General features: G+C 44.4%; 20 protein-coding genes. 2 read left to right on the plus strand and 18 right to left on the minus strand.

Annotated elements, in window-relative coordinates; all coding sequences use genetic code 11:
- Positions 1 to 41: 41 nt before the first annotated feature.
- From RL70_RS05720 to helD, 8 genes are all read right to left on the minus strand, one after another.
- Positions 42 to 1,637 (minus strand): ABC transporter permease, encoded by a 1,596-nt coding sequence (locus RL70_RS05720; RefSeq protein ID WP_039042461.1) that lies wholly within the window; start codon positions 1,635 to 1,637, stop codon positions 42 to 44.
- The gene (locus tag RL70_RS05725; RefSeq protein ID WP_039042462.1) at positions 1,637 to 2,545 is read right to left on the minus strand and encodes an ABC transporter ATP-binding protein; all 909 of its coding nucleotides are present in this window, start codon (positions 2,543 to 2,545) and stop codon (positions 1,637 to 1,639) included. The genes RL70_RS05720 and RL70_RS05725 overlap by 1 nt, the downstream gene beginning before the upstream one ends.
- A 10-nt stretch (positions 2,546 to 2,555) precedes the next feature.
- Complete coding sequence (locus RL70_RS05730; protein WP_039042463.1) at positions 2,556 to 3,179, minus strand: TetR/AcrR family transcriptional regulator; 624 nt, start codon at positions 3,177 to 3,179, stop codon at positions 2,556 to 2,558.
- Positions 3,180 to 3,330: 151 nt separating this feature from the next.
- Positions 3,331 to 4,158: a hypothetical protein gene (locus tag RL70_RS05735; RefSeq protein WP_039042464.1), complete on the minus strand. Its 828-nt coding sequence runs from the start codon at positions 4,156 to 4,158 to the stop codon at positions 3,331 to 3,333.
- A gap of 69 nt (positions 4,159 to 4,227) precedes the next feature.
- Complete coding sequence (locus RL70_RS05740; RefSeq protein WP_052245796.1) at positions 4,228 to 5,703, minus strand: PH domain-containing protein; 1,476 nt, start codon at positions 5,701 to 5,703, stop codon at positions 4,228 to 4,230.
- Complete coding sequence (locus RL70_RS18165) at positions 5,700 to 6,473, minus strand: PH domain-containing protein (RefSeq protein ID WP_231567240.1); 774 nt, start codon at positions 6,471 to 6,473, stop codon at positions 5,700 to 5,702. Before RL70_RS18165 ends, RL70_RS05740 begins: the two co-directional genes overlap by 4 nt.
- A 9-nt stretch (positions 6,474 to 6,482) precedes the next feature.
- Positions 6,483 to 6,668 (minus strand): hypothetical protein, encoded by a 186-nt coding sequence (locus tag RL70_RS17800; protein ID WP_156137915.1) that lies wholly within the window; start codon positions 6,666 to 6,668, stop codon positions 6,483 to 6,485.
- Between the two features lie 304 nt (positions 6,669 to 6,972).
- Positions 6,973 to 9,198 (minus strand): RNA polymerase recycling motor HelD, encoded by a 2,226-nt coding sequence (gene helD, locus RL70_RS05755; RefSeq protein WP_039042467.1) that lies wholly within the window; start codon positions 9,196 to 9,198, stop codon positions 6,973 to 6,975.
- Between the two features lie 481 nt (positions 9,199 to 9,679).
- On the opposite strand from helD, the gene RL70_RS05760 reads away from it, so the two are divergent.
- Entirely contained in the window at positions 9,680 to 10,660 is a 981-nt protein-coding gene (locus tag RL70_RS05760) for a nuclease-related domain-containing protein (RefSeq protein WP_052245797.1), read from the plus strand.
- Between the two features lie 516 nt (positions 10,661 to 11,176).
- On the opposite strand, the gene RL70_RS05765 is transcribed toward RL70_RS05760, so the two are convergent.
- From RL70_RS05765 to RL70_RS05775, 3 genes are read right to left on the minus strand one after another with little or no spacing between them, the layout of a single operon-like run.
- The gene (locus RL70_RS05765) at positions 11,177 to 12,079 is read right to left on the minus strand and encodes a glycine betaine ABC transporter substrate-binding protein (RefSeq protein WP_039042468.1); all 903 of its coding nucleotides are present in this window, start codon (positions 12,077 to 12,079) and stop codon (positions 11,177 to 11,179) included.
- Entirely contained in the window at positions 12,076 to 12,927 is an 852-nt protein-coding gene (locus RL70_RS05770) for a proline/glycine betaine ABC transporter permease (protein WP_039042469.1), read from the minus strand. Before RL70_RS05770 ends, RL70_RS05765 begins: the two co-directional genes overlap by 4 nt.
- Positions 12,920 to 14,182, minus strand: coding sequence for a glycine betaine/L-proline ABC transporter ATP-binding protein (locus tag RL70_RS05775; protein WP_039042470.1), 1,263 nt, complete (start codon positions 14,180 to 14,182; stop codon positions 12,920 to 12,922). The genes RL70_RS05770 and RL70_RS05775 overlap by 8 nt, the downstream gene beginning before the upstream one ends.
- Before the next feature lie 197 nt (positions 14,183 to 14,379).
- Here RL70_RS05775 and RL70_RS05780 point away from each other — a divergent pair, with 197 nt between their 5' ends.
- A complete protein-coding gene (locus tag RL70_RS05780) occupies positions 14,380 to 14,922 on the plus strand; it encodes a GbsR/MarR family transcriptional regulator (protein WP_039042471.1) in 543 nt (180 codons plus the stop codon).
- Between the two features lie 448 nt (positions 14,923 to 15,370).
- Here the strand turns inward: RL70_RS05780 and RL70_RS17805 are convergent, their stop codons facing one another.
- From RL70_RS17805 to RL70_RS05815, 7 genes are all read right to left on the minus strand, one after another.
- On the minus strand, positions 15,371 to 15,508 hold the full coding sequence (locus tag RL70_RS17805; protein WP_156137916.1) for a hypothetical protein: 138 nt from the start codon (positions 15,506 to 15,508) through the stop codon (positions 15,371 to 15,373).
- Positions 15,509 to 16,071: 563 nt separating this feature from the next.
- Entirely contained in the window at positions 16,072 to 17,766 is a 1,695-nt protein-coding gene (locus RL70_RS05785; protein WP_039042472.1) for a methyl-accepting chemotaxis protein, read from the minus strand.
- Positions 17,767 to 18,577: 811 nt separating this feature from the next.
- On the minus strand, positions 18,578 to 20,266 hold the full coding sequence (locus RL70_RS05790) for a methyl-accepting chemotaxis protein (RefSeq protein WP_039042473.1): 1,689 nt from the start codon (positions 20,264 to 20,266) through the stop codon (positions 18,578 to 18,580).
- A 197-nt stretch (positions 20,267 to 20,463) separates the two neighbouring features.
- Positions 20,464 to 21,993: a Na+/H+ antiporter NhaC family protein gene (locus RL70_RS05795; RefSeq protein ID WP_039042474.1), complete on the minus strand. Its 1,530-nt coding sequence runs from the start codon at positions 21,991 to 21,993 to the stop codon at positions 20,464 to 20,466.
- A 632-nt stretch (positions 21,994 to 22,625) separates the two neighbouring features.
- Positions 22,626 to 23,525, minus strand: coding sequence for a DMT family transporter (locus tag RL70_RS05805; RefSeq protein WP_052245798.1), 900 nt, complete (start codon positions 23,523 to 23,525; stop codon positions 22,626 to 22,628).
- A 56-nt stretch (positions 23,526 to 23,581) separates the two neighbouring features.
- Positions 23,582 to 24,808, minus strand: coding sequence for an amidohydrolase (locus tag RL70_RS05810; RefSeq protein WP_039042476.1), 1,227 nt, complete (start codon positions 24,806 to 24,808; stop codon positions 23,582 to 23,584).
- On the minus strand, positions 24,801 to 26,057 hold the full coding sequence (locus tag RL70_RS05815; protein ID WP_052245799.1) for an amidohydrolase: 1,257 nt from the start codon (positions 26,055 to 26,057) through the stop codon (positions 24,801 to 24,803). Before RL70_RS05815 ends, RL70_RS05810 begins: the two co-directional genes overlap by 8 nt.
- Positions 26,058 to 26,095 lie beyond the last annotated feature (38 nt).

Consider the following 26,095-nt stretch of genomic DNA (forward strand, 5'->3'; position numbering starts at 1 on the left):
AATTCTACTCGCCTTTCTTTAAGTCTCATTAGAACGCGCCTCTATAAGATATCCCTTCTTCGATAACCAAACAATCCAATGACAACTAACACTGCAGCTATAGCTAACAAACCACCTTCCGCCATCCAATTCACTGATTCACTCGGCCACTCTGACACCCAACCGAATGGGGAGAGTCTTGCTGCCCAATCCGGCACTTGAAACAAGCTCCCGAGATACAACGTGACAAACGAATAGACGATATATAGCCAGACAAGTGAGCTCCATCGAGGTGCGATACCGATTAGTAAGGAACTCACCCCGATCATCACTGCGATCGCGGGCAGTTGGACAGCGCTCGCCCCGAATACCGTTGCAATCGTTAGCGGTTCAGCCATAACACTCCTGCCCGCTAGCCACAACCCAGTCGCTGCAAGAGAATTCATCACAACTCCATTCATGACTGCTACGAATACATATCCCCCCATTAGTTGTGTCCTCGATACGCGACGACCTAGCACACTATCGACTCGGCCTTTCTTCTCTTCACCGACTAATTTGTGCAGCGCTAGAATTCCAGGAATGGTGGCAATGAATGCCATGACGAGCATCAGCATGGGTAAAAACTGTTCAGCGACAGGTCTATCTGAGTTACCAGTAAGCATATTCGCTAGTAATTCGTTTCCATCGAAAAACGATTCCAAATCACCGAGGACGGAACCGTATGAGAGTCCAAGGATGAGCATTCCGATTGCCCAAATGCTAATTCCCGTCCGTTGCAGCCGCAACACGAGCGCAAGTGGAGTTTTGAGGAAAGCAGAAGCATGTGCCCTACCAGGCTTCTGGTGGATGAATCCTGAGCCCAGGTCTCGTTTACCTTGCAAAATACCAGCTATACTCCCTAACACCACACCACTAACAACCAGAAACACGATCGGCCATCCATTGTTCTCACTAAATGGTTGAACAGAAGTTACCCAACCGAATGGAGACAACCAAATCATTACTGATTCTGTAACATTCCCTGATGATTGGATCACATACGAACCTACAAGAACGATCATCGCAAGACTCGTCGCCCCTCGTGCACTTTCAGCCAACTGCGCACAAACTACAGCAACTCCAGCAAAAAAGAGCCCAGTTCCACCAAGAGTCAACCCATATAATAACGCTCCGGAACTCCCCATACCCTCTATTCCCAAACTCGTTAGACCTATCCAAAGAACAATTGCGAGGACTGCATTTACGCCCAACAACACAGTCATTGCGGCACTAAGTGGAGAGCTTCTTCCTATGGAAAGGGATCGAATCATTTCCGTCATCCCGGCTTCCTCTTCAGCCCTCGTAAACCGGACGGCAAGCAGAATATTCATCAATGCAACGGCAACAGCCGTCAACAACAGCATCTGATGCGTCGTCATAGCACCGAGTGTATAATGCTCCAGATTCCCTGGTCCGACCATCGCCGTCATCGCAGGATTTCGCATCGTTTCAGCCATCACATTCCGCTGCTCCTGCGTCGGATACAACTCTTGAAATGAAAGCGGAACAGCAAGCGTCACAACGGAAATGCTCACAACCCAAAGAAATAATCGGACGAAATCACGTCGGATGATGAACCTGGTCAGTCGACCGTTACCTGCCATCGAACGTCCCATTAAGAGTCACCTGCTTCGGCTCTTCCAGTAACGTCTCCGTAATGCTGCATGAACAAATCCTCGAGTGTAGGTGGTGCACTCTCCAATCTCCGGATTCCGTGCTTACTCAAATACGTCATAACAGCATCGAGTTTATCCCCATCCACTTGAAACTTCCAACCATCTCCAGCTTTCACCAACTCATGGACTCCTGGTATCTGACCAATATCGGTAGCAGGTGAATTCAACTCCACATAAAGGTTCAAACGCGTCAAATGACGCAATTCTGCTAGCGTTCCTGTTTCCACCATCACCCCTGAACGAATAATTCCGACTCGATCACACAATCTCTCCACTTCAGAAAGAATGTGACTTGAAAGCAGAACACTTTTGCCAGCTTCCTTCACTTCTTCCACACACTGTTGAAAAACGCGTTCCATCAAAGGATCCAATCCCGACGTCGGCTCATCGAGGATGAACAGCTCCGCATCCGATGCAAATGCAGCAACAAGCGCAACCTTCTGCCGATTCCCCTTCGAATACGTCCGACACTTTTTAGATGTGTCCAAGTCAAATTTCACAATCAGCTCTTCACGGCGTTTTCCATTCACTTCGCCTTGTAGACTAGCAAACAAGTCAATGACTTCGCCGCCCGTCAAATTCGGCCACAAATTCACATCCCCCGGGACATAAGCAATTTTCCGATGAATCTCTACTGCATCTGACCAAACATCCTGCCCGAAAATCGTCGCTGTCCCTGCATCCCGTTTCAACAGACCCAGCAATACCCGAATCGTCGTAGACTTCCCGGCTCCATTCGGTCCGATGAATCCAAACACTTCGCCCTTTTTCACTTCAAAATCCACACCATCAAGCGCCTTAAACTTTCCAAACGTCTTCGTCAACCCTTTAACATCTAAAATTGGCATCCCCACACCCCTATTTATAATAGATTCTCTTCAGCACATCTAAAAATGCGTAAAACTCATGCCAATACGAATCCACTTCTAATTCCACAAATGTCTGCCCATCCAACTTTGCAAGTAGCTCCTTACCATATCCTTCAATCGACCAACTAATGAGTTTCATCACATCATCTGCAGGTATATCATCTCGAAACTTAGACAAGTCAATTCCGCTGAACAAACTCGTCAGCCCGTCCTGTTGCATCTTTTCCAATCGTTCGCCAAGCGCCTTCGGAATTCTCGACTCTTTCTCTAAAACCACTTGACCGATGAAATGAAACAAATCCGGATGCAATCGATATACATCCATCTTCAGCTTGGCAGAACCTTTCATCCGCTCTATGAAATCTGGTTCTGACACATCAATATATTGAACATACAACTCTTCCATCACATTAAGCGCACGGTCGACCAAGTACTCATAAAGTGCTTGTTTCGTTTCAAAGTAGTGAAACAGCATTCCTTTCCCAATGCGAGCTTCTTTCACAATTCGATTCGTCGATGCCTGTTCATACAGATGCTCCGCAAACTCATGTATTGCCGCATCTATAATTCTTTTTTTCTTAGATTCATCAAGCGTTTCAAATGCCTTTACCATGAGTCCACCTCTATAGACCACTCCGGTCGATTTTATGATAAAAAAATTAGACCACATCGGTCGAAGTAAGAATACCATACTTCGACCAGTGTGGTCAATGAATAATCTGAATAATACATCACACAACTTCCTCACTTAACAGGAAGTTCAATCACCTAAACGTATGAATGCGTCCACTGTGATTCGTTCGTTTACGTCGTTTCACAAGTACCCACAAACTTAGTAGAGTCAGCAAGATAATACAAATAGAAACGGTCAATATAATTCCAGGATAGGCTTCGTTCCATCCTTCATTCGAAACGTGTTTGTTATAAATTCCGACATATGCCCAAACGAGGACAAATCCGTAAGAAGCAACCCAATTTTTGAGCAGCGTCGCAATTCCTATTATTGTTCCAACGAGTAGAATGATGACTGTCCATGTCTGATCTGACAATCCGAACCCGTTCCAATCTATGGAAACGAAATACGCCGTGATATTCGCGATTGTGGCAACTGTAATCCATCCAAAATACACACTGAATGGCAGTCGAATGAAAAATTTCTCTTTAAACGACAGATCGGCTTTCACCGTCATGCCGTTGATAATGATTAGGCTCACCAAAATGATGAGCATTAAAACGATGGAAGTCCCAAGCTTTCCATAATGCCACGCTACTATCCACAATGCGTTCGCGACTGATGAAATCGAGAAATAGACCGCTATTTTCTTCATGAGTTGCGTCACTTCTGAACGTTCACCTGATCTGAAAAATCCGAGTTGGTAAATGACATGAAACGCAAGTAGCACGTAAATAAGTCCCCAAATTGCAAACGTATAACCCGCTGGTGCAAACAGATTGCTATAGGAATCTGACACTTCCCCTGTCGTCATCCCGTTCAGCGGAAGCGCATTCGCCAAGTAGTTCATCACAATCATTAATAGATATGTCACGAGCACCACTAGGCTCATCTTCCCGAACTTTTTTCGTCTTCCCATTCCTACACCCCTTTTTAGACAGACGTCTCCAATTAGTCTATTCCTGAAGTCGTCCCGATTAAACCTATTTCACTTCAGCTGCACATTTTTTGTCCGTTCCGCATACCACTTTACAAATTGCCGGGCTTCTTCTATCGGCATATCTGGAAGTGTCTCATGGCGCACCGGTTTAGCACGATTAATAAGACCTATCGTCGCAAGACCAAACCATTGCTGAAGTTTCGTCCGTTTCACTGATACTTCGATGATTTTGTCGCGTCGCGTCAGAAACGTCGTTTTTTCAAATGTCCCCTGACTTAGTTGAATGAATCGCCCTTTCACCGCATAGGAAGTGTTCCAATAGCCGAGTACTCGGCTTAGTATGAGTAGGACAAGAAGTGTGATTGAAACAATTGCCCACCCAATAGGCAACTTGAATACTTCTGGTCTAAAAAAGGTGAGCGGGATCGTTACAATCAGCCAGAACCAATAGGGCTTGATGAGACGAGCCAACAATGATTTCCGTGGCAACCGTTCCGTATCTGGCACTACTTGATAGTCAGGTAGCAACTCTGCAATCATTGCATACGCCCGCTTCACCGGCAAAAACGGATACAGCGAACTGACTTCATCCTCATCATCTCCAAGATTCCCAGCACTTATCAGCTTCACTTCTGCGAGACCAAGAATTCTTTTCATGAAGGACTGCGTAATTTCTACTGCCTGCACACGTTTCTTCCCGATTGAAAATGCGGTTTCATCCAAAACACCTTTTGAAATATAGATCCTTTCTTCGTCTGAAGCAATTTCATAGTTTCCATATTTCACAAACGTCCATATGACTCCAATTGTCACGGCAAGTACAATTAGCCCCACAACTATTCCAGCGATAATCCAGCCCGATGTCAGGACAGACGCAATCCAACCTTCCACATAGTCCTCTACCTCGAACAGTTGATCAACCTTAGAAAAGAGAGATGCCCCTAGCACTAGGATGATCAAAAAGCTGAACGATGTGAACGAAGCTTTAATGGTATCTTTCCGAGTCGGAGTGAAATGGACGACGCGCTCTGAAGTCACAGCAACTTTTTCAGTTTCAGAGTCTGTTGTCGGGTTCCCTAATTGCATGAACTCTTTTACTAGAGATTCCAATCGATCCGCTTCCGAGCGTGTCAAAGCGTCGAACTTCACATTCGAGTTCATCCCAGACGTACCAGTTTCAAAAGTTATGGAAGTCATCCCGAACAGCTTATGTAAAAACGATGTATGGCGCTGCACATTTTGGATTTTATCAAAATAGACCGTCCGCTCCGTTTTCTCGAAAATCCCCGATTTCAGGTGAAACGCAAGCTCGTCAACCGCATACTTTCGAGTGAACCATTTCAGAATGCTGGCGATGATTGTAAGGGCTACTGATACTAACAGGAGTATACGACCCAATCGGGCTATCCATGAGTCTGAACCGAAGTTGACTACCACGACAAACGCAAGAATTGCATAGCTTTTCAAAAATGCGGCGAATTCGAACAAGATGGATAGCGGATGATATCGCCTCACTTTCATCATTCATCCACTTCCCTGATTTTTGCGTAGCGGGCAATCTGATTTCTCACTTCAATCGCTACTTCTTTCGGCAACGCAGGTATTCCATGACTCGATCCCATCGTTTCGATTTCCAATGAATATAAGCCGAAGCGCCTCAAAACCGGTCCCTGATTCATCGAAACTGCCTGGATCTTCGCCATCGGAACGAGCTCATAACTTTCATAAAACGCACCTGATTTTATCTGCAGAAATTCATCGTTAACTCCATAACGAAAATGCTTATGGAAATAGACTGGCCTCAATCCAATAGACCAGATCGCTGAAACCAAGGTTAGTGCTGTGACTCCATAAATCATCCAATGAGTCCATTGCCACCAAGAAAAGTACAAGCTGGTTGCGTATAAAATCCCCCAAATTGCTAGCATAATCACATGGCTGATGGTCGATCCCCACCTTAGTGCAGGCACCGATTCAACAGCTAAACAGTGCGTCGGTGCTTGAATATCATCCTTCAATACAGGTCCCCCTATCTTAGTCCTTTTCCCTATTACACCAAATTTCGACAGAGGTTTCAAAGGAATCGATGGTAGTTTGAGGAATTTGTTATATTTTGGATTGAATCTGCTTAATTCTCTACATGTAACCGCATCTTTTGGAGAAGATGATAGCTCTTTTAAATCAAGCGAAGCGCTACCAATTAATCCCTTAGCGGTGTTGAATTGTGTCTCGTTTCCGATTAATTCCTTCCTATTGCCGATTCTTCGCTCGAAAGTTCCGATTCCTGTCTCCATTGTTCTGATTCACCGCTTGAAACTTCCGATATCCCCTGACATATTGCCGATTCCCTCCGCGCGTGTCTTAGCCCATCTGGAAACAAGCTCAGCGCTACCAATTAATCCCTTAACGGTGTTGAATTGTGTCTCGTTTCCGATTAATTCCTTGCTATTGCCGATTCTTCGCTCGAAAGTTCCGATTCCTCTCTCCATAGTTCTGATTCATGGCTTGGAACTTCCGATATTCCCTGACATATTGCCGATTCCCTTTGCACATGGCATAGCCCATCTAAAAAAAAGCGCAGCGCTACCAATTAATCTCTTAACGATGTTGAATTGTGTCTCGTTTCCGATTAATTCCTTCCTATTGCCGATTCTTCGCTCGAAAGTTCCGATTCCTCTCTCCATAGTTCTGATTCATGGCTTGGAAATTCCGATATTCCCTGACATTTTGCCGATTAATCTTTCTCCATACAAAAACCCCGCTGCGCACGAAGCGCGAGCGGGATTCTAGAATTCATTCGTCTAATACTTCCTTCGCCGCACCGCCCAGCACATGCAACTCGTGCATCGGACGCGTCATTGCTACATACAGCAACTTGCGGTCAATTGGCGAGTCTCGAAATGGATCTTCAAATGCCGCCACTATGACCGCATCGAATTCCAATCCTTTCGATAAAACACTTGGCACGATAAGCATACAGGAATCATCAATATCGCTTTGATCGTCCAGTAACTGGACCGCTATTCCGCCATCCGACAACACATCGAAAAGTCGCTTCGCTTCAGCATTCGTCTTACAAATCATCGCAACAGAGCGATGGCCACGCTCTGCTATCTCTTCATAAATCTGGCGCACTCGTCCAACATCCAGCTCATTCATTTCGTAAAACACAGGGTCGATTCCATGACGAACGACCGGCTCAACAAGTGGCAAATCCTCCTCCATTTGCGCAAGCACCTTGTTTGCTAGATTCATGATTTCAATCGTTGTCCGATAACTCTTCTGAAGCGTCGTATACGTAGCGGTCGGCAACATTTTTCGCACCGGATCCCACGACGTCAGCGCACGATAACTATGAATTCCTTGCGCCAAATCGCCAACCAGCGTGAACAATTCAGTCTCAAGTCCGACGTGTAACGCCGCCAGCTGATACTCGCTGTAATCCTGCGCTTCATCAATGAAAACGACACGCATCTTCCATTCACTTTCGAGTCCCTTCAGCTGAACATGTAAATCGTAAAGCGCCGCCAAGTCCTCTGTTTCCCACGTGTTTTTCAAATGTGATTCTTGGAATGAAACCTTAAACGCTTCCGACCATTCCGGCGCTAGTTCTGCCTGTAAGTCGGAATCCGTCAACAGACTTCGATACAATTGCTTGACGTTGAACTTTTTAAATCGCTTCATATAAGAAGCAACCTTCTGCTTCCCTTCTTTCTCTATCTTAGGAAGTCGTTCGTCACGCTCGTCCATTACTCGCGTGATCCGAGCCCGACGCTTTACATCATCACGAATGCCATATAACGCTTTATCAAGCGCAGCCTCATATTTATCCGACAATAGTTGGTAGAGCTGTTTGCGCTTTCGGGTCACTTCCGATTTCATGATCAGCTTTATACGCTCAAGTCGCTTTTCAATCGGCAAATATCCGAAGTCTTCCAAGAATAATTTCCGCAATCGCTTCGCACCCATAATGCGATAATTGTCGATGAAAACATCTTCGAATAGCGCCACTGTTTGCTGTTCGAGTTTTTGCACGTACTTTGCCACAATCGACCGATACTCCTCGGATCCTTTCATCCTAGCAATAGCTATCGTGGCCTCATCCAACGAATCCGATGATGCCAATCTCTCAAGTTTCGCATTCGTATCAGTCAGTTTTAACTTCAAACCTGTCGCATTCAAAACATATTCTTCAAACGTAGTCTGGCAAATACTGCCCACACCGAGCTCAGGAAGCACGTCTCCGATATAGTCCATGAACAACTTGCTTGGCGCGAGAATCATTAGTTTTTCAGCGGGGAAATCCGTTCCTTTTGTATAAAGGAAGTAGGAAATTCGGTGCAATGCAATCGTGGTTTTCCCACTACCAGCTGCACCTTGCACAATGATTGGCTTGCGCAAACTCGCTCGGATGATATCATTCTGTTCCGACTGAATCGTCGAGATGATTTCCGTCAATCGCACATCCGCTTTGCCCGCGAGCGCTTCCTGCAGCAACTCATCATTCGTCGTCAAATCAATGTCGCGGACATCGAGCAATTCGCCCTCTTCAATCTGATATTGTCGCTTTGAATGCAGATGACCGCTGACTTCTTCACCCCGGACATCATACGTCAATTCACCTAAACGTCCGTCATAATACACATTCGCGACAGGTGATCGCCAGTCGACAATGATTGGTTCTTGCGTCTCCTGATGAAACACCGACGTCTTACCAATGTACAGAAATTGGTCCTTTTCATCGTCAGGTTGGAAATGAATACGCGCAAAATACGGCTTCTTCTGGATGGCTTCAAACGTCTCTTTCTGGGACCGCGCCATTTCGAAAAACCGTGTGTTCGTGAGGATGTTAATGTAACTCATACTGGAATCCAAATAATCCAAATCCGCCATCGCGTGACGAATTTGTTCTTGAGAGGCGTCGACATCACGCTGCGACTCTTCCAAAAGCCGTCGCATGTAATGTACCGTGTAGTCCAGACGCTCAGCCTCAAACTCAAAATCAGGGTGTCTCTGCATGTACAGATCCTCCGCTTTCCTAGAATTTGTCCTGTCGTTTCCGGATGGTGATATGATACTGGGGAAATTTGAAACAGAAGATGATTGTACCACTCAAAGTTGTGGAGCGCAAGATGATTTAACAGAAAATTCTGTAGTGCGGATTTTGTGCTTAGCATGATTAATCAGGTAGTTTAATTTAACCCATTTCTAGACAAGCGAAGCGCTACCAATAAATCCGTTAATCATGCTGAATTGTGTCTCGTTTCCGATTAATTCATCCTTGTTGCCAATTCTTTGCATGAAGTTGCCGATTCCACATGCCATAGTTCCGATTCATCGCTAGATATTACCGATTCCCGCTGCCTTATTGCCGATAACGACCACACTCTTACCGAAAATGAGATTTGCACATAGTAAAACGAAGCTAGTTTTCTACATTCAAGCTCAATTTATAAATACCTGAAAAGTATGATATTATGGATTAGAATGTAGAAAGGAAGTGAATGCAATCATTCTTAAAGAACGAACTCCACCAATTCTCATCGAGGGATTGGAGGCTGCAATACGAAGAATTCCACACCATCACTCCGCCATCCCCAAAATCCAAGCTAAACTCGCATCAATAAAAGCTGGATTCGGCGGTGAAGAAGAATTAGACCGTGTACTTCGCGATTACCAGTTTCCTGCGAATACATTGATTTTAAACGACCTCTCTCTTTCCTCACGTACTTTTTTCCAAATCGACTCCTTACTACTAACACCTGAATTCGCAGTAATTTGCGAAGTGAAAAATATTGCTGGAGAATTAACCGTAAAGGAAAACCCTCCACAATTGTTGCGTATAGCTGATGATGGAAAAATTAGTGGCTTTATTAGCCCACTTGCGCAAGTTGAAAATACTTGTTCACTTTTTAAAGATTGGTTACTCTGCAGAGAAATAGATATCCCGGTTTATGGATGCGTTGTTCTTGCTTATGCTAAGCAGCGTATCACAGCACCAACGACGCAGATTCCGATATTGTTTCCTCGTCTCGTTCCAAACTATGTAAGAAGCTTACTCACTGGCAAATCGATATTGTCAAATGAGGATCTATTCCAACTTACAAAGAGTTTAATGGATGGACACAAAGAATATGTGCCTGACTCTATTTGTTCCATGTTCACCATTAGCCCAGACACTGTTTATAGCGGGGTTGCTTGCCCAACATGTGAGCGACTGGGAATGAGGAAACACGGGAGAGGATGGTACTGTACTGCATGTAAAACTCGCTCAAATGATGCACACATCCAAGCAATCAGAGATTGGTTTATGCTATTTGACGAACCTCTTACTAATACCAGTTGTCGATCTTTCTTAGGAATAAAAAATCCGCGTACTACCTTAAATCTTATAACTAGCATGGGATTAACTCCTATTGGCAATAATCGCGGGCGCACATATACCTTACAATTGCGCAAGCAAAGTATGAAGCACACGTAACTTGTGTGCTTTTTTCATGTGAAGATAACTCCATTTTGACGGAGTAGACCTTGTGAATAAGATATCCCTCATAAAACAAGCGCAGCGGTACCAATTAATCCCTTAATCACGTTGAATTGTGTCTCGTTGCCGATTAATTCCCCCTTAGTTCCGATTCTTTGCCTGAACTTGCCGATTTCGTCGATCATCGTTCCGATTCATGGCTCGGAATTGCCGATTGTTTCCGTCATATTGCCGATTCCCCATGGACCTGTAGTAGCTCTCATAAAACAAGCGCAGCGCTTCCAATTAATCCCTTAATCACGTTGAATTGTGTCTCGTTGCCGATTAATTCCCCCTTAGTTCCGATTCTTTGCGTGAACTTGCCGATTTCGTCGGTCATCGTTCCGATTCATAGCTTGGAATTGCCGATTGCTGCCGTCATGTTGCCGATTCCTCCAGCAACTACACCTGCACAACACAAAAACCCCGCCAGCCAATCACATCAGCCAGCGGGGTCTCCTATCCTATTCCATCTTACTTTTTCAAGTCTTCAATCGAATCGATGTCCATATATTCTGGAACCGTCAATCCAATCTTCACTCCTGTCATGCTTGTGCCCACATCTTCGAACTTGCCTTCATATTTCTCAGCATATGTTTTGTGAGTCACTGGCAACCAGCCAGCTAGCAATGCGTCTGCACTGCCGTCTGCAACTGCTGTCCACATTGGACCTGCTTCAACTTGTGACATTTTCACTTTGTAGCCCTGGTCTTCTAGTACTTTCGCCATTACATTTGTGCTTGCAACCGTACTATCCCACGCTACATAAACGAACGTGAATTCATCGCCATCGACTTTATCGACGCCCTCTGTCCATGAGTCTACTTTGTCTTGGTTCTCGTCGATCCAAGCTTGTGCTGCATCTGCTGGATCTTCTCCATCGATAATCGCAACCATCACTTCACCCATATCTTCTTCATCCCATTTGAAGTTTTGAAGAATTTGGTGTGCTTCCGGCTTATCTTTAGCAAGATCCATGCTACCGATCGTGTGAATTTCTTCTGCGCCACCGTATGAACCTTCTGGGTCATCCAAATATTTCAAATCATACTTTGTGAACATCCAGTGTGGTGACCAACCTGTGATGATGATCGGTTCCTCTTTGTCATACGCTTTCTTCAAAGCAGCTGTCATTGCAGCTCCTGAACCCGTCGTCAATTCCCACTTATCGAGCCCATAATCACTAATAGCGCGATCTGTCGCTTCCATGATGCCAGCACCTGGGTCAATCCCCGTAATCTTATAATCCACCATCTCGCCAGCGGTTTTATCCGAACCTCCTGAAGCATTGTCCTTATCATCATCCCCGCATGCTGCAAGGCCCAATGCTAAAAGTGAAACCGCGCTAATTCCTGCCAATTTTTTCGTCCAATTCATGATTCTTTTCCCCCTTGTTTAGATCGTCCTGCGTGTTGCGTTATGCGGTCCAGAATGATGGCAACGAGTACAATTGCAACACCCGTTTCAACACCTACACCGGTTTTTAATTGCGTCACGGCTTGATACACTTTCGTTCCCAGTCCTGGTGCACCAACCATTGACGCGATAACAACCATGGATAGTGAAAGCATGATGCTTTGGTTCACACCCGCCATAATGTTCGGCTTTGCGAGTGGAATTTGCACTTTCAACAAGCGCTGCCATGTCGTTGAACCAAATGCTTCTGTTGCTTCAATCAAATCTTTCGGAACTTGCTCAATGCCGAGCATCGTCAACCGGATTGTCGGCGGCATCGCAAAGATAATCGACGCGACAAGTCCTGGTACGACACCGATATTGAAGAAGAAGATTGCCGGGATCAAGTACACGAACGCCGGCATCGTCTGCATCAAGTCGAGAATCGGTGTAATAATTCTACGCGCCATCAACTGCTGCGACATCCAAATACCAATCGGCACACCAATAATTATGGCAATTGCGACCGAAGTCAGAACGAGCGCGAGCATTTGAAGCATCGGATACCAATAGCCTAAGTAGTCAATGAAAAGAAAGCCGATGAGTGTAAATAGAGCAATCTTCTTCGTCGAGAACCACCATGCTAGCAATGCAAAAATCACGGCTAGTAAAATCGATGGTGGGAAATCCATGATGTCGACAAACGTTTCAACTGTCGCTTCAAGACCAGTAGCAATGCCGTCGAACACGGGTCCGAAGACGTCTACCAGCCAGTCAACACCCGTATCGATCCAATCCGCAAACGGTAAGCGTGGTAATAACTCATTCATGTTCCGTCACCTCCGCTACAACCTGATTGGAATCTGAAATCTCGCCATTTTCGTTGATGAACTGATTGTCACCAGCAAGTGCACCAATCATTGCACCTCGAATGATAATGCCTTTCAAACGATTCTTTTCGTCGACCACCGCAACAGGAATCGTTGCCGTCGAAACGATATCAAAGAGATCCGTGAGAACGCTTTCACCCGTTGTCGTAATGACGTCTGTAATCAAAACATCCTCGATCTTAAGATTCTTCTCTGCAGCTGCAACCGCGTCTTGAGCAGTCAGCGCACCCATCAGTCGGCCGCCTTTATCTACCACATAAATCGAAGAAATCCGCAGACTTTCCATTAATCGAAGCGCAACACGTGGTCCTCTATCAATCTGGACTGTATCGGCATGCTTCATAATGTGATTCGCCGTCAGTACTTTGGACAAGTCAACGTCTTCAACGAAACGCTCGACGTAGTCATTCGAAGGATTCATCAAAATCTCTTCCGGAGTACCGATTTGCACGATTTCTCCATCTTTCATGAGTGCGATTCGATCGCCAATACGGAGTGCTTCATCCAAATCATGGGTGATGAAGATAATTGTCTTGCCCATATCTTCATGTAACTGGAGCAATTCGTCCTGCATATCTTTACGAATCAATGGATCGAGTGCACTGAACGCCTCATCCATCAGTAAAATGTCAGGATCATTTGCGAGCGCACGAGCAAGCCCGACACGCTGCTGCATACCACCACTCAGCTGCCCAGGATATTGAGATTCATAGCCTGACAGACCAACGAGGTGCAAGGATTCGATTGCTTTGTTCTTGCGTTCTTCCTTTGCCACCCCTTGAATTTCAAGGCCATACTCGGTGTTTTCTAAAATCGTTTTGTGTGGAAATAGTGCAAAGTTCTGGAACACCATGCCAATCTTTTTCCGACGGACATTGCGAAGTTGTTCTTTGTTCATCTTCACAATATCTTCCCCATCCAACAAAATCCGACCTGCCGTCGGGTCAATCAAGCGATTCAGTAGGCGCACAAGTGTGGATTTCCCGCTTCCTGATAGACCCATGATGACAAATATTTCACCATCTAGCACATCGAACGCGGCGTTATTGACACCAACCGTTGCACCGGTTTCTTTCAATATCTCTTTCTTCGTCTTACCTTCTTTAAGAAGTTGAGCCGCGCGTTTGCTCGATTTTCCGAAGATTTTCGACGCGTTTTTCACTTCAATTTTCTTCTTTAACATTGCCTCTTCCATGCGAACCCTCCGATTCATACTTTCGATGTTTCATAGTATAGCTGTAATCTGTTTGTAATACAAATTATTTACTTTACAAATTGTACGTACAGTTTTTTCTGTACGTATTGATTGCTTTTCATTTTCATCTGTTCTAAGCTATACTGAAGTGTTCAAAGACTGATGAAAATAGTTCATCACAAGGAGGATCATCCACGATGGATGCGTACGAAAAATTAGAAAAATCCCGTAAACGAATCACCGAATCGATTGCTCAAAATATCCATCTCTACGGACTTCCGCCTTCAGCTGGGAGACAATTCGGTATGATGTTTTTTGAAAATCGTCCACTTACCTTAGATGACATGTCCGCAGAACTCGGAATGAGTAAAACGAGTATGAGTACATCCATCCGCTCGCTTTCAGAAGCCAAACTGGTCGATCGGGTATGGGAACGTGGTGTCCGAAAAGACTTATATGAAGTGAAAGACGACTGGTATCAAATTTTCGTCGACATGTTCACCGTCAAATGGAGAAGAGCCGTCTCGTTACATACGGCCGCAATCCGAAAATCACTGGCTGAATTGAAAGAACTTAAAAAAGCTGACGACATGACTGATGAACTCCTCGCAGTTATCGAGACAGATATTGAAAAACTACTGTACATCCGTGAATATTACGACTGGCTAGATCGGCTCATCGATGCGTTCGAAGACCAAAAGATATTCGACCTTGTCCCTAGATTAGAAGAAGAAGCATAATAAAAACGACATCTCCTGAAATAGGAGTTGTCGTTTTTGTTTGGGCTAACAGCCACTATAGTGGCCACATATGGATCAGCTAAGTTCGAGTTAGGTGTAGGCAAACGAATTGTTGCAAATCAGCCCTCTTATCAGCGTTGAATTTTGTCCCGATTCCGATTAATTCGCTGCTGTTGCCGATTGTTCGCCTCAAGTTGCCGATTCGTCTCTACAGGTTGCCGATTCTGCACATGATAATGCCGATTTCCTCAATTATCTTTCCGATTCCTCACTTCGCATTGAAATAGCCATCCCCAAACAAGCGAAGCGCTGCCAATTAATCCCTTAACGGTGCTGAATTGTGTCCCGATTCCGATTAATTCGCTACTGTTGCCGATTGTTCCCCTCAAGTTGCCGATTCTTCTCTACATGTTGCCGATTCTGCACATGATAATGCCGATTTCCGCAATTATCTTGCCGATTCCTCACTTCGCAGTGAAATAGCCCATTCCCAAACAAGCGAAGCTCCACCAATTAATTCCTTAACGGCGTTGAATTGTTCCCCGATTCCGATTAATTCTCTGATGTTGCCGATTGTTTCCCTCAAGTTTCCGATTCTTCTCTACATGTTTCCGATTCTGCACATGATAATGCCGATTTCCGCAATTATCTTGCTGATTCCTCACTTCACAGTGTAATAGCCCATCCCCAAACAAGCGAAGCGCTACCAATTAATCCCTCAACAGCGCTGAATTGTGTCCCGATTCCGATTAATTCTCTGCTGTTGCCGATTGTTCCCCTCAAGTTGCCGATTCTTCTCTACAAGTTGCCGATTTTGCACATGATAATGCCGATTTCTGCAATTATCTTTCCGATTCCTCAACTCGCAGTGAAATAGCCCATCCCCAAACAAGCGAAGATCTACCAATTAATCCCTTAAGGGCGCTGAATTGTGTCCCGATTCCGATTAATTCGCTGATGTTGCCGATTGTTCGCCTCCAAGTGCCGATTCTTCTCTACATGTTGCCGATTCTGCATATAATAATGCCGATTTCCGCAATTATCTTTCCGATTCTCCCCCGGCTAATCCTAATTATCGCGAACATTCACCGCAAACAAAAAAACCCATCCGCATTTCCAGCGGATGAGCTCTTCTCCAAACTTATTCCCTTACAACTTAAATTCTCGTACCAATCCATTCAAGTTTTCGGCAAGTTGCGCAAGTTGTGCAGAACTGCCCGCCACTTCTTCCATCGAACTGCTCGTTTGTTGCGAAGCAGCCGCTGTTTCTTGAACTCCAGCAGCCGATTGCTCGGAAATAGCTGCGATTTCTTCAACCGACTCGCTCATCTCTTCGCTTCCAGCTGCAATTTCTTCAAGGTTTTGAGAAATGATACTTATATCAGTAGTCATCTTGTTGACAGCGCCACTAATTTCAGCAAACGTTTCACGAGTCGTCTTAAGTTGTGCAGTCCCTTTTTCCACTTCTTCATACCCTGACTCAAGCGATCCTGCTACGCTACTCGACTCTTGCTGAATCGTACCGACAATTCCAGTAATGTCTGTCACAGATACAGCAACTTGTTCAGCTAGTTTCCGCACTTCTTCTGCAACAACGGCAAATCCTTTACCGTGTTCTCCGGCGCGCGCTGCTTCAATTGCTGCATTCAATGCCAACAGATTCGTCTGATCAGCTATATCCTTGATCACAACGACAAGCTTCGAGATTTCTTGTGACTGAACATCCAGCCCTTTGATTTTTGTAACAGCTTCTTGGACGATCGCGTCAATCCGCTGCATCTGTTCAGTAGAGGATTCCATCAATTGGGCACCGTTCTCTGTCTGATCCAAAACATTTTTAGACGTCTGTTGGATAGCTTCACCTTTTTGGTTTGCATCCTCAACCCGTTCCACAAAACGTTCCATCATCATCGCCAAATCAGTTGCGGTATTTGCTTCACTTTCGATTCCTGAAGTCAATTCTTGCATCGTCACTGCGATTTGTTGTGACGCCGCATTCACTTCCGTCGACGACTGAGTCAACTCCTCACTATGGGCTGAAACTGATGAAGAAACATCATTGATGCTATTCAGCATTTCACGCGTATGCCCACTCATGTCATTCGTAGCAGCGGCAAGCTGGCCCACTTCGTCACGAGAAGTGACAGCCAATGGTTCATGGCTCAGATCGCCGTCAGCAATCAGTTGCATGCGTTCCATTACCCGCTTAATTGGAACCGTAATCACACGTGCCGTAAATAAGGCTGCTCCAATACTGATCACGAGGACTAGCAGTAGCACGATTGAAATCCAAACAAGTGTCTGTTTTCCACTCGCAATAATCTCTTCCCCATGTTTTTGTGTCAATTTTTCCCGTTCATTCGCAATTCTATGATACTCAGCAATCAATTCTGTGCCTTCTGCAGACAACCCCTCCAAATTTTTAGCAGCACGCTCTTTACGGTTTTGGTCATACACATCAATGACATCTGACGCTAAGTTCTTACGCCAAGTAATCATTTTATCAACCAAGTCCCCGAAATCACCTGAAGCACCTAATTTTTCAGCTTCTCCTTGCAATTCAATGCCTTCGTCCGTTAAAGAGAAAAATTCTTCTTTATATTGTTCATCACCAAAAAGAACGTATGCCCGTACTGCAGACATTCGTCCCGCCATCGTATTCGCCAGCTTTAGTTCAATCGCCATTAATTGTGTATCAAACTCTACAATCTCCTGGGTCTTTTGATTAACTTTATTGACCGAAATAATTGTATAAATCCCTAAAGCCATGACTAGCACCACTACTACACCAAACGTTGTCAACAATCTACTTTTCACGCTTTTAAAGCCCGCTCTTTTCTTCATAACGCTCTCCCTCTCATGATTCCTTAGAATCATTCAATCTTATTTCTTATGAATCAATACCATCCGTCATTATAGTCCGAACAAGGTCTAAAGTCACTCTTTTTTACGAAATTTTAATGTTTCTCATTAAATCAAACCTTGGATATCATCCATCTTGCTTACCTCCCAATAAATCAATACTAAATACCTTGTTCAAAAATATTAAATCACAAATGAAACATGACTTTATATTCTCGATTCACAAACCCCGAAATAAACACAATGACCCACTCGAAGGCATGAGTATTGTGTTATTCCGCTCTAAACTTCAAATGGACAACCTTTTAAAAAGAGGCACGGATCCTCCAATACCTGATAAGTCGCAATCCAAGTAAGGGTTTGCCCACTTTTTCAAAAATTGATCAGCGCCATTTGAACCAGCTATACGAACAGTTCCGTTTGATATCACCTTATTTATCGGTTCCTTTGCAAGGATTTTTAACTGATCAGCTTGGACTCCCTCTACTTAGCTAAACTCCTCAGTAAATAACTGTTATCTCTAGAATTTATTCACAAAGGAGCGTGACGCTGAATATACTCAACGACCACGCAACTTTTCCCCATCATTTCACTACTTCACGGAATTGAATTCATCATCCAATTCCTAAAACGCAAGCAACAGCAAGCCATTTAAAAATGCATCTAGTAGAAGACTTACGATTGTTCGATGAACTCATGACCAATTTAAATCAACAAAAAAAGCAGCCTACTCCATACATATGGAGAGGCTGCTCTTTCTTTAATAGTATTCAAGTAAGCGAGATCGATTCTCTTACAACTTAAATTCATTTACCAGTTCATTTAAATCTTGTCCCAACACGGCAAGTTGCGCCGAACTACCCGCCAATTCTTCCATCGAGCTACTAGTCTGCTCTGAAGCAGCCGCTGTTTCTTGAACACCGGCGGAAGACTGCTCGGAAATTGCTGCGATTTCTTCTACTGACTCACTCATCTCTTCACTGCCTGCCGCAATCTCAGATAGGTTCTCCGATATGACACCAATATCCACTGACATTTTATTCACAGCATTACTGATTTCAGCAAATGTTTCTCGTGTCGTCATTAGTTGCACAGTTCCCTTTTCCACTTCCTCATATCCCGCCTCAAGTGAGCCTGCAACACTACTGGACTCTTGTTGAATCGTCCCGACAATACCAGTAATATCTGTCACAGAAACTGCGACTTGCTCAGCCAATTTCCGAACTTCTTCTGCAACTACGGCAAAACCTTTACCATGTTCTCCAGCGCGTGCTGCTTCAATCGCTGCATTCAATGCCAACAGATTCGTCTGATCAGCAATATCTTTAATCACAACGACAAGCTTCGAAATTTCTTGCGACTGAACATCCAATCCTTTGATTTTCGTAACAGCATCTTGGACAATCGCGTCGATCCGTTGCATTTGCTCACTGGACGATTCCATTAAAGCCGATCCGTTTTCCGTCTTTTCCATGACGTTTACAGAAGCTTTTTGAATCGCTTCTCCTCGCTCGTTCGCACTTTCAACCCGTTCCACAAACCGTTCCATCGCCATAGCCAGATCGGTAGCCGTATTCGCTTCACTCTCAATTCCGGAAGTCAATTCTGACATTGTCACGGCAATTTGCGCAGATGCTTGATTCACTTCAGTGGATGACTGCGTCAACTCTTCACTATGTGCAGAAACGGATGACGACACATCATTGATGCGATTCAGCATATTACGTGTATTATCACTCATTTCATTCATCGCAACTGCAAGCTGTCCAGCTTCATCTGCCGACAAAATCTCTAGTGGTTCCTGGCTTAAATCCCCTTCTGCCATCAATTTCATGCGGTCTCTTACTTGAATTAGCGGCCTAGTAATGACGCGCGTTGTCAAAGCAGAAGATAAGCCACTGACTATCAATGTCAGAAGTGAGACTGCTAGCACCCATCTTAGCGTCATTCTTCCACTGTGAATGATTTCATCACCATGTTTAACCGTTTGTTTTTCTCGCTTATTCGCGACTCTATGATACTCAGCAATCAATTCAGTACCTTCTATAGATAAACTCTCCAAGTTCTTGATAGCCCGCTCTTTCCGGTTTTGGTCGTACATATCAATAACATCTGTTGATAATCTTTCATTCCAAGTAGTAGTCTTATCTACTAAATCTCCCAAATCCCCCCCTAACTTCTCAGTCTCCCCTTGAAGATTAGTTGCATATTCCGTTAATGACTCGAATTCTTCTTTGTATTCCTCTTCTCCGAATAACATATACGCTCGTACAGCAGACATTCGACCAGCCATCGCATTCGCGAGCTTTAAATCTGCAGCAACTAACTTAGTGTCGTGTTCAATAATGTCCTTTGTTTTCTCGTTAACTCGTTGCACCGAATTCAACGTGAAAAATCCTAATCCGAGCACTAGTAACATAACAATCCCAAAAGCCCAGTAAAGGCGTGAACTAATGCTTTTAAATCCCATTCTCTTCTTCATAATTATGTCAATCCCCTTTTCACAATTTGTAACAGTACAATAGACGCATGCACTTACAATTCATCCCAATCAACAATTATAGTCTTAAAGACTTCTAAAGTCACCATAATTATAAAAATATACCCATGAATTAAACTAGGACGTTTATATTAAAAAAACAGCCTACTCGCTGTGTTGATTGAGTAGGCTGTTTCTATTCAGGAAATCTGTGTTTGCGCTCGGACTTCCTTTATTTTATTCCTTTTCGATAAAATCCATACCGCCACCACCAGTACACCGCCAGTAAAGATGAGCGTCCATGCACTACCTGTAATTCCAGCGATAATGAAAGAAATCAGTGCAATCGTTGCATTCAACATCGCATAAGGAATCTGCGTCTTTACGTGATCGATGTGATCCGCCCCAGCACCTGTTGAAGACAAAATCGTCGTATCGGAAATCGGAGAACAATGATCCCCGAAAATTCCTCCTGACAATACGGCACCAATACAAACGAGCATATGTGCATCGAGCGCTACTGCCATCGGAATTGCGATTGGCAACATAATTGCGAATGTCCCCCACGACGTCCCGGATGCCAGCGCCATAACGGCACCTACAACAAAAAGGATTGCCGGGATGATAAACGCAGGCACATTGCCTTGCATGATTTCTACAATAAATGCCGCTGTCCCCATCTCTTCAATCACTTTCCCAAGCGACCATGCAAGAATAAGCGTCGCTGCTACGTAGACCATCTTCTGCATACCTGTAGTATAAATATCGAAGATTTCATTAAACTTCTTCACCTTATAAATGAGCATTAGAACAATAATCGTCACTGCGGCAAACAAATAAGCAGTACTCAACGCTACCCGGAAATCTCCACCCGGGACCGGTTTCATAGGGAAACCTTTTGAGATTAATAGTCCAAATAAGGTAATAAACAATACAGTGAGTGGAAGCCAAATCAGTATCGTTTTACTCCCAGTCGTATACTCTTTGAGTTCTTCAGCCTTCCTAAGCGGTTTAGACTCTGGCCAATACAACTTCCCTGTTTGACGAACACGGTTTTCAGCATTTTCCATCGGTCCAAAATCTAGCTTTGAAAAAGCAATAAGTGGAACGAGAATTACCGTCAACAACGCATAAAATTGAAAAGGGATTACATGGACGAGCGTATTGTATTCCGAATCAGAAATCCCAATCTTATCGAACTCAGCACGAATGAGCCCCATGATATAGACCCCCCAACCTATAAACGGGATGAGGACAGCGACCGGAGATGCCGTCGAATCGATAATCCATGCGAGTTTTTCCCGAGAAATCTTAAGCTTATCAAAAATCTTCTCAAAAACAGGTCCCACAATTAACGGAGTTCCTAAATCGGAGAAAAAGATCAAAATCCCTCCGAGCCAAGCTGACACTTGCGCTTGAGCACGTGTCTTTATGTACTTTACTGAAGCCGCGGCAAGCGCTGCACCACCGCCCGATTTTTCCATCAGCGCAACAAACCCACCGATGAAAAACAGCAGAATCAGGACAGCCGCATTATAACTGTCCGTCAGTTGAGGAAATAGATAATCCCCGATCACGCCTGTTGTCGCCGTCAATGGATTCCCACCCACTAACAAAAGTACCCCCGCAAAAACTCCAGAAAATAAAGCGATGATTACATTTTTACTCACAATCGCTAACACTACCGCCACTAAAGGCGGGACTAACGAAACCAGCCCCATATGCTCCATGCATTCATCTCCATTCGTCTGTCTATACATAATAATGTATTATTATACACATTCATGTATAACTAATCAATGGAATTTTTGAAAATTGCTTGGTTGGTAGAAGATTGTCCGCGAAGCAGGTGATTCTCCCAATCTTAAAGCTGATCCCACTGAAGCCTTCAATAGCCCTATAAATTCAAGCGCAGCGCACCTAATTAATCCCTTAATGCAGGTGAATTGTGTCTCGTTGCCGATTAATTCCCCTATGTTGCCGATTCTTTGCTTGATATTGCCGATTCCACTCCTCATAGTTCCGATTCTTCCCCCAAAACTACCGATAAGCGCTGTCATCTTTCCGATTCCCCTTTTACCATGCATTTTCCCACTAGAATCAAGCGTAGCGCTACCAATTAATCCCTTATACCAGTTGAATTGTGTCCCGTTATCGAGAAACTTCGCTGAGTGTCGGAGAAATCTAGAGATGTGATGGAGAAAACCTCACGCGTGATTGGCAAATCCCCATTTGTGATGAAGAAATCATCATAAGTGACCGACAACACAAAAAAGACCCATCTCGCCATTGCGAAACAGATCTAATCCTAACTCTAACTAACATACAAAAATCAAAACTCAGTACCCCGCAGTTCCGTAATCTAACTCCCCTCCTGAACCGTCTGGACTTGTTGGGTCCGCAGCGACACGGTAATTCCTGTTATGATGATGAATCCGCCAACTAGCTGTGGCAAGCTAATGACATCTTGCAAGATCACATAGCTAAAAATCATCGCGATGAATGGTTCCAAGTTTAGTAACAAGGAAATGTTAGATGCACCTGCTTCACGTATGACCCCATTCCACAAGTATGTACACAATCCATGCATCACGATAGCCGTGACAATAAGCAATACCCAGTAAGTCCAATCAACTTGCATAGTTGACGGAATCGCCTTCCATGAAACAAAAGGCAACAAGCCGATCATGCCGATGAGATTCGTGTACCAAGTAATCACACCAACGCTCATTGTTTTTGACATATACTGCACGAGAAGTAGAAATACAGAAAACGACAACATCGTTCCTGCAATTAGAAACTCGCCGCGCCCAATGGAAGGGACAAACCAAGTTCCCTGGGTAATGACAAGCCATACTCCGCAAAGCCCTATCAGTGCACCGCCCCAAAATATTAGTCGTCTCTTCTCTTTGAAATAATAAACGGAAAGTGACACCGTCACGATCGGAGAGAGCGCTAAAATCAGTGATGCTGTCACCGGATCCGTGTACTGCAAACTTGCATAAAAACTCCACTGATTAAACGAAACACCGATTAGTCCGCCCACTGCGAGTAACAGCCAACCTCTTTTGTCAATACGAGTACCACGAACTTGCCGACGAGTCACTGTATAAAGAAATATTAATATGAACATTAAACGGATAATGGCAATGATCCCCGGATTAAACTGCTTCACTAGAATTGATCCGAAAACAAAATTACTCCCCCACGCAGTGACACAAAACAATCCGATCAGATACAGCTTCATTTGACTGCGTTCCAAATAGTTTCACCTACTATCTAAAAAAGGGATGGCTATACTCAGCCATCCCTTACTAATTAAACTGCTGGAGTTACAATTTTACCTTTTACCATCACGCAGCGGTCGATCGGTTTCCTTGCTACCACTTCAGCTGTTGAGGCAGCATCAAAGAATACAAAGTCAGCTTTATCTTTCACTAACGGCCACACGCGTTCACCATCTGCATTTAACGGAGTCACACCATTCGTTGCAAATCGTAGCGATTGGCGCAATGATTTTTCTTCAATTTTACGTGAGAGTTCTCCGAAACGTGTCACTTTTTCTAGCACGTCTCCTGTTCCATACGGGCTCCATGAATCGTAGAATCCATCGCATCCGAATTGAACTCGCACACCAGCTGCATCTAACAATTCAATCGGTGGCAACGTTCTATTTAGATTGATTGGCACCGTGGACATAATGGAAACATCCTGTGAAGCGAGACGTTCTGCAATCTTCAACTGTTGCCCCACAGCGACATCTCCTAAACAAAACGAATGGCTCAACGCGGTTCGACCTCGATACCCTGCATCCTCCACGATATCTATCCACTTGTCCGACGTGTAATAGCCGACCATACCACCATCATGTAAATGGATGTCGACGTCTGCGTCAAATTCAGTCGCAATGTCCATCACCTCGTGAAGCGAGCGTTCAATGGACTGGTCAATTCCAGCAGGATCGAGTCCACCTACGATTGTCGCTCCACTTCTCATTGCTTCACGAACTAGCGCAGGGACTTCATCTCGAAGCAATCCGTGTTGAGGAAATGCTACGATTTCGTGAGTCACGATGCCTTCATACGCCTGGAGCGCTGCTTTCACACCTTCTAAGTTTTTCAACCCGATATACGGATCAACATTCACATGCGTGCGGATATGCGTAACTCCATGTCCAAGAAGTGTTTCGATCATTTTCTTTGCCCGCATCTCAGTTGAACCCGCCAATTCTTTAAGCTCCGCCGCTTCATGTTGCAGACGTTCTTTTAAATTAGAAACTGGCGTAACTGCTTTCCAGTCTAAAGTCATATAGGTCTTATCCAAATGATTATGCATTTCTTTTAACGGTGGCACCGCAAGTTTGCCCTTCATATCAATCTGTTCGCCATCCATACTGACAAGACTATTAGCATCATGGATTTCTTCAATCAATCCATCCACAACTTTCAATGTATGCAACGCCGTCTCGGTTTCAACTGCCCCGTTATCCATCAATCGGTTACCCGTCTCCAACTTAACATTTACAAGCCACGTTGTTTCAGTCATGTCGAACGCCCCCTATCTGAACACCTCTCTGCACATTGCCATTTTCCGAAACCACTTTTCCTTGGAAAATAACTCGTTTGATTGGCTTACGACGCGCTACCGCTTGAGCTGAACAAACTGCATCGATCAGTAAGAAGTTCGCATCGTCTCCAACCTTAGGCCAGACTGCATTCCCATCATCGTCGAGAGGCATGATTCCACCTGTCGCATATTGCCAAGTACGATTCAACGAATATTCATCCATGAATCGGAAACGTTCTGCCAAAATGGATAACTTTTCAATGGTATCGCCGGTTCCATAAGGGGACCAGTGGTCTGTTAAACTATCATGTCCTAGCGATACATTGACACCGTTCTTCTGTAAATACTGGACAGGAATTGTTTTACGGTTCGTAGGGATTGTCGTCGTGACGTCGATTTGAGCTTCCCTTAAAATCGCTGTCATATTATCCAGTTCAGCACCCTCTAAATCGCCAAGTGCAATTGCATGGCTAATTGTAGTTTGCCCTACCTTCCCTGCTTGTGTCGCAAGTTCCGCTAGTTTTTTAAATTCGAACGCCCCGAGAGAGTCGCCGTCATGGATATGTATATCCAATCCTTTTCCAGATTCCGTTGCAATGTCCATTGTCGTTGCGAGTGAACGCTCAATATCTCTATCAATCGTTGCTGGGTCTACTCCCCCCACTAGTGTTGCTCCTTTACGCATCGCTTCCCTCATTAAGGCTTGAGAATTTGAACGTAATAAGCCGTGTTGCGGGAAAGCTACAATGTCATACGTTAACATGCCTTCGAATTTCGCAAACGCTTCTAACGTAATTTCAATATGCTTTGTTCCGATTTGCGGATCAACATTACAATGCGATCGAATATGGGTATGACCTTGTGACAACAACCATTCAATCATTTTCTCTGCACGTTGCAACGCAACTGGCAACTGTTGTGGCAAGAGTTTTTCTTCCTCTTCTATACGAGTAACAATGCCATTTGTGATTGGAATACATGCTTTCCAAGGACCGCCAAAGTAGGTTTTATCCACATGGATATGCATTTCTCGCATCGAAGGCATGAGTAAATTTTCTCCAGCATCAATAACTGTATCTGCTGTATCTGTCAGTGATTCACCAATTTTTTCTACTTTGCCATCTTTTACAAAAACATCACATACGGTCGTATTGGTTGCAACTACTCGTTCCCCTTCGTACCGGAATCCCGTTTCCAACGTTACATTTTTCAATAACAAAGTCGTCAATACCATCACTCCTTCAAAAGGATAGAGTAAGGACGTGA

Origin of the sequence: Sporosarcina sp. ZBG7A (assembly GCF_000813425.1) — a bacterium.
In the GTDB taxonomy this organism is placed as follows: Bacteria; Bacillota; Bacilli; order Bacillales_A; family Planococcaceae; genus Sporosarcina.